We start from the raw sequence: 5,700 nt of genomic DNA on the forward strand, positions 1-5,700 counted from the left end.
CCGCCGCGGCAAAGGGCCCGGAATAGCCGGTCTTGCGCATCAAGGGGATGGTGAAGGCGCCCGTCGCCACGACATTGGCGACGGAGCTGCCGTTGATCGATCCGAAGACACCGCTCGAGATCACGGCGACCTTGGCCGGGCCGCCGCGCGTGTGGCCGGCAATCACCCGCGCGACGTCGATCATGACTTCGCCCATGCCGCTGCGCACCAGCACCGATCCGAACAGCACGAAGATCACCACATAGGTCGACGACACCGCCAAAGGCACCGCATAGATGCCGCCAAGGCTGAGCGCCTCCTGCTCGGCGAACATGTCCCAGGACAGGCCCTGATGCCGCATGAAACCGGGCAGATATTGCCCCAGAAACGCATAGGCGATGACGACTCCCACGAAGATCGCCATGGCGGCGCCGACCACCCGCACGCAGGCGATCATCACCAGCGCGATCAGCAGGACCGAGGTGACGTGGTCCATGGTGGTCAGTGGATCGACATACTCGATCCGGTAGAAGATCCGCCGGTAGTCCAGCCACAGATGCAGCATCGGCACCAGCGAAAGCAAGGCGAGCAGGATGCTGCCCCAGCCCGGGCCATCCTCCCGCGCACGCCCCCGCGGCGGCATCAGCAGGAAGGCAACCACGAGGGCGAAGGTCAGATGCAGATTGCGTTGCTTGAACGGATCAAGCGAGCCGAACCCGGCGGTGTAGAGATGGAAGGCCATCATGGCCAGCGCGGCGGCGATGCCGACGGTGGCGAAGAGACGACGGACGTTGCGCGCCGGATTGTTCGAGATAGCCGTAAGCAAGATCAAGTCCTCCCAACCTGAACGTCCACTGCGCCACGCTCCCGCCGCGAGCCGGCGGGAGGGTTTTCGATCGGAAAGACTTGGCTATTTAATGTAGCCCAACTCACGATAGACCGCCTCCGCCTCGGGATGCAGCGGCACCCCCATCCCCTCGTATGCGGTCGCAGGATCGAAATCCTCCTTGATGCGGCGATGGATCGAGGACATGTAGTCCTTGTTCTTCAGGATCGTTTCGGCGACCGCCCGGACCGCACCGGGAGGCGCGTCGTTGCGCGCATAGATCGACGCGGTCAGCGAGACTGAGGGAACAGGCTCATCCTGGCCGGGATAGGTACCGGCCGGCATCTCGGCAAGGACATAGCCGTCGTCCACCATCGATTCCGCGGAGGCTCCCTGAAGCGGCAGGAATTTCACCTTCATCGAGTTCGCCAGATCGAGGAAGGCGCCATTCGGCGCGGCGGTCAGCGTCATTAGCATGTCGACCTGTCCGTCCTTCATCATCTGGGCGCCCTGGTTGTAGTCGGCGAACACCAGATTGGCGCCCCAGCCAGCCATGTCGTCCAATGTCAGCCCATAGGCTTCCTTCAGCAGGTCCTCCATGACCGTCACGCCGACATTTCCGCGCGGGCCGCCGGGGACAATCCGGATCTTCATTTTGTTCTTGACGACATCATCGAAGGATTGAATGTCGGAGTCCGCCGGCACGATGAATTGCGAATGCATGTTGTAGATGCGCGCAACCCCACGGATCTCCTTGGAGGGAACCGCGAACTGCTCGGGCGGTGAAATGCCTTCATAGGCCCTGTAGGGCAGAAGGCTGGTCAGCATCGACAGGGATTGATCTCCGCGTCCGAGACGGATCGTGTTGGCCAGCGATCCTCCCGGCGTGATGTCGATCTGGCTGTCGGGATGATCCTGTTTCAGCCGCTCGACGATCGCGGCGACGACGATCCCGAAGGTGCCGCCGGAATTGCCGCCCGAAAAGACGAACTTCAGCGGATCGGACTGAGCCCATGCCGGCGCCGCCGTGGTTGCCGCCATCAAGGCAGCCGCCAGGATGCCCCTTATGGCGTTTCGATAGACGGGTCGCTTTGTTCTCGGATACATGACTCTTTCCTCCCTTTTTCGTTTGCGCGCCCGGCCCTCCGACCGGCTCATCGACCAGTATCTTGGCCACCTCCTGTCCCGAGCCTATCAACAATGATCACCTGCACATAAACGTATCGGGCTATACCGCTATAACGCGCCACCCCAGGAAAACGCGTCTGGCGTCCACCGCGAGGAATAGTCGCGGACGCACCAGAGCGGCGAGCCGAACACTCCGGCATAAGGCAAATCCTCTTCCCTGCCCGGCTGTCCGCTGCTGTCCGTCACCGGCGCCAGGGCGCCGGTTCATGATGCTCGGTCACTTTTCCCTTCAGCAGCTCCGCCAGATCCATGGTCTTGCCGCCGGGATCGCGCGGCAGTTCGCCCGCTTCGACAAGGGCGCGCTCCCTTTCCTCGCGGTCGCGCTGGCGGGCCTTCTCCAGTGTCTCTTCCGCCATCGGCAGCGGGATCACCACGACGCCGTCGTCGTCGCCGACGACGATGTCGCCGGGATAGATCACCAGGCCGCCCAACTGGACCGGCACATTGATCGATCCCGGCGTATTCTTCTGCGGCGCGCGCGGTGAAATGCTGCGCGAGAAAACGGGGAAGCGGTCGCGGCGCAGGTCCTGCGCATCGCGCGTGGATCCGCTCATCACCGCGCCGACACCGCCGCGGCTGCGCACCAGCATCGCGCTGCGATGGCCAAAGCAGCCGGTGTCGTAGTCACCATCGTCGATGACCAGGACGTCGCCCGGCTGCACCATTCCCATCGCCCGGTGCGTCATGATGTTGTCCCCGGGAAAGCACAGCACGGTCAGCGCCGACCCCACCATGCTGATTCCCTCATAGAGCGGGCGGATGATCGAGCTCATGGCGCCGTGGCGGCCCATCGCATCCGACAGTGTCGAGGTGGGCAGTCCCTGAAAGGCCGCAAGCAAATCGGCCGAAGGGCGTTCGATATTGTGGTAGATATGGCCGTACATGGGGTTCTCCTTAGTCGTGCGGCATCGCGCTGCCGGCGGGTTTCCTTTGCCGCCACAACGGGGCAGTGAGCTCGTCTATCGGGCGGGGTGGAGGGGCGCCGGGCACCACCGCCTCGGGCCGGCGCAGGGACCGGGCCAGCGGCATCGGCAGGGCGGCGAGGGTGTGCTCGCCCGCCCGGACACGCCGGGCAAAGACGCCGCGGGCGGCGAAATCGGGATCGCGGCGTGCTTCGTCGGGGGTGGCGACCAGCGTGCAGCAGACATCCCTGCCCGAAAACAGGGCCACCCAGTCCGCGGCGGGCCGCCTGGCAATCTGCGCCGCGACGCCGGCGATGGTCGCACCGGGATCAACGCTGTCGTCGCGGAGAGCCAGGGGAAGATCGATCGCATCGCAGAAACTGCGCCAGAAATGCTCCTCGAGTGGTGCTGCCGCCAGATAGCGGTCATCGGCGGTGCGGTAGAGCATGTAGCGCGGCGACCCGCCGCTCATCAGACCACGCCCGGCTTCCGGCCAGCCCTGCCCGGCTTCCTGCTGCGCCATGACCCAGGGCTGCCAGCAAAAAGCGTTCTCGGCCATGGCGATGTCGAGCCACTCGCCGCGTCCGGTCGCTTCGGCCAGCCGCAGGGCCAGCAGGATGTTGACCAGGGCCGGAAAGGTCCCTCCGCCGATATCGGCAACCGGCACATGCGGCAACACCGGCGCACCGTCATGGTCGCCCGTCAGCGACAGCATCCCGCCCAGCGCCAGATAGTTCAGATCGTGGGCCGGCTCCAGGGAACGGGCGCCGGCCTGGCCGAAACCGCTGATCGAACAGTAGACAAGCCGCGGATTGATCTTGCGCAGATCCTCGTAGCCGAGGCCGAGCCGGGCCATGACTCCAGGACGGAACTGCTCGACCAGCACGTCGCACCCGGCCGCCATCTCGACTATGCGATCGCGGTCTCCAGCATCCTTGAGGTTGGCGCTGTAGGCCCGCTTGCCCCGGTTGAGCATGACGAAGTAGGCGCTCTCGTCCTCATCGATCATCGGCGGATAGCGGCGCAGATCCTCCCCGCCGGGCCGTTCGATCTTTATGACGTCGGCGCCGGCCTCGGCGAGGATCAGGGTCGCAAGGGGACCCGGCAGCAGCGTCGAAAAATCGAGAACCCGCACGCCGTCAAGCGGTAGTCTGGCCATGGCGTCCTCCCTCTTCCTGAAAAGGTCCTAGGAGCAGCGCCGGCCCGTGTCGAGCGACCGGGAGAGACAAGGGCTTCCGATTTTCAGCGGCACCCTGAACTCGCTCAAGAAAATCAAGCAAAAACATATAGATAAAGTGAAGGGTATAACCTTCCGACATAGCAGGAGCGCCAAACGGTTTAGCGCCGTCAGGTCATTGTCCTTATTGTGCGCGCTGCCGGAACTGCCGTCCGGTGCAGTCGAGAGGAGGTGACGGAAATGCGAGCTGGGAAGAAGCCATACTCCGGGGTGACCTGGTCCAGGGAAGAGACATTGTCGCCGCAGGAGATAGAGACCCTTCATCTCGACCTCCTCAAACGCCAGCTCGATTATGTCTGGAACAACTCCCGTCATTACCGGGAGAAATTCGCATCGGCAGGCATCGCGCCCGGCGATCTCGTCCGCCTGGCCGATCTCGGGCGTTTCCCTTTCACGGAAAAGGACGACATTCGCGCAAGCCTGGCGGCGCATCCGCCGCTCGGGCTGCATCTGTGCGCGGAAGAGGACGCGATTGTCCAGTTGCAGGCCTCATCGGGCACCACCGGCAAGCCCAGCTATTTTGCCTATACGGCCTCCGATCTCGACATGGTGTGCGAGACGACGGCCCGCTGTTTCCATGCGGCCGGCTTCCGTCCAGGCCAGCGCATCCTGCACGCCTTCTCGATGAGCCGCGGTTTTGTCGGTGGCCTGCCGATGGCGCAGACCATGGCCTATATGGGTCTTCAGGTCTTGCCGATCGGCGCCGAGTCCGGCGTCGAGCGCATCCTGCAGGTAATGTCGGACCTGCGGCCCAGCGGAATCATCGGAGCTCCAAGCTTTATCGCCTATCTCGGTGAAAAGGCGCAGGAGGTGCTCGGCCGGCCGGCATCGGACCTGGGCCTGCGGCACATCCTGGTGGGCAGCGAGCCGGGCGGCGGCGATCCGGCGACGCGCGCGCATATCGAAGGCCTTTGGGGCGCCCGGGTGCGCGAGATGTATGGCATGTCGGATCTCGCCAACAGCTTCTTTGCAGAGGGCGACATCCCGGACGGCATGCACTTTCTGGGACAGGGCCACATCCACGCCGAGCTGATCGACCCGGCTTCCGGCGCGGTGCTTCCGCAGGAGCCCGGGGTCGAAGGCGAGCTGGTCTACACGTCGCTGACGCGGCAGGCGATGCCGCTGGTCCGCTTCCGGTCCCGCGACCAGGTGCGGGTGCTGGGCAACGACGCCTTGAACGGGCGCCAGAGCATGCGCATCCGCGTCATGGGCCGCACCGACGACATGCTAATCTGCCGCGGCATCAATCTGTATCCCGGCGCGGTCCAGGACATCATCAATTCGATGAAACCGCAGACCACCGGCCGGTTCAGGATCATCGCCGATTTTCCCGGCCATGCGACCAACAAGCCGCTCAATCTCAAGGTCGAGACGCCGCTCACCGGCGACGGTGCCGGCGACCTGGTAAGCCGGCTGGAAAAGACGATCAAGGAACTGTCCGGCGTGCGCGTGCGTGTCGCAACCGTGCCGCCGGGCACCTTCGACACCCCGGGAGCCCGAAAGCCGGTGCTGATCGAAAGGGTCGTGACCAAGGCCTGAAGACTGCGCGCGCCTGGCCGGAACGGCAT

At 64.5% G+C, this 5,700-nt stretch carries 5 protein-coding genes; 1 reads left to right on the forward strand and 4 read right to left on the reverse strand.

Annotation, left to right across the window (positions count from 1 at the left end; genetic code table 11):
- From LL06_RS25020 to LL06_RS25035, 4 genes are all read right to left on the reverse strand, one after another.
- Positions 1-805: TRAP transporter large permease subunit (locus LL06_RS25020; RefSeq protein WP_152599773.1), on the reverse strand; the 805-nt coding region annotated here is incomplete at its 3' end.
- 84 nt (positions 806-889) lie between these two features.
- Positions 890-1,912, reverse strand: coding sequence for a TAXI family TRAP transporter solute-binding subunit (locus LL06_RS25025; protein ID WP_161785027.1), 1,023 nt, complete (start codon positions 1,910-1,912; stop codon positions 890-892).
- Positions 1,913-2,175: 263 nt separating this feature from the next.
- Positions 2,176-2,877 carry a 4-carboxy-4-hydroxy-2-oxoadipate aldolase/oxaloacetate decarboxylase gene (locus LL06_RS25030; RefSeq protein WP_052161903.1) on the reverse strand — a complete coding sequence of 234 codons (702 nt, stop codon included), beginning with the start codon at positions 2,875-2,877 and terminating at the stop codon, positions 2,176-2,178.
- 10 nt (positions 2,878-2,887) lie between these two features.
- Complete coding sequence (locus LL06_RS25035; protein WP_081964190.1) at positions 2,888-4,054, reverse strand: CoA transferase; 1,167 nt, start codon at positions 4,052-4,054, stop codon at positions 2,888-2,890.
- Positions 4,055-4,312: 258 nt separating this feature from the next.
- Between LL06_RS25035 and LL06_RS25040 the strand changes: the two genes are divergently transcribed.
- The gene (locus tag LL06_RS25040) at positions 4,313-5,671 is read left to right on the forward strand and encodes an AMP-binding protein (protein ID WP_035533500.1); all 1,359 of its coding nucleotides are present in this window, start codon (positions 4,313-4,315) and stop codon (positions 5,669-5,671) included.
- Positions 5,672-5,700: the final 29 nt, after the last annotated feature.

This window comes from Hoeflea sp. BAL378 (genome assembly GCF_000759435.1).
Classification (GTDB): domain Bacteria; phylum Pseudomonadota; class Alphaproteobacteria; order Rhizobiales; family Rhizobiaceae; genus Hoeflea.

What these genes read in the sequence shown, in the direction of transcription:
- LL06_RS25025 (WP_161785027.1), bottom strand. Translation starts at nt 1,912, where the DNA reads ATGTATCCGAGAACAAAGCGACCCGTCTATCGAAACGCCATAAGGGGC.
- LL06_RS25030 (WP_052161903.1), bottom strand. Translation starts at nt 2,877, where the DNA reads ATGTACGGCCATATCTACCACAATATCGAACGCCCTTCGGCCGATTTG.
- LL06_RS25035 (WP_081964190.1), bottom strand. Translation starts at nt 4,054, where the DNA reads ATGGCCAGACTACCGCTTGACGGCGTGCGGGTTCTCGATTTTTCGACG.
- LL06_RS25040 (WP_035533500.1), top strand. Translation starts at nt 4,313, where the DNA reads ATGCGAGCTGGGAAGAAGCCATACTCCGGGGTGACCTGGTCCAGGGAA.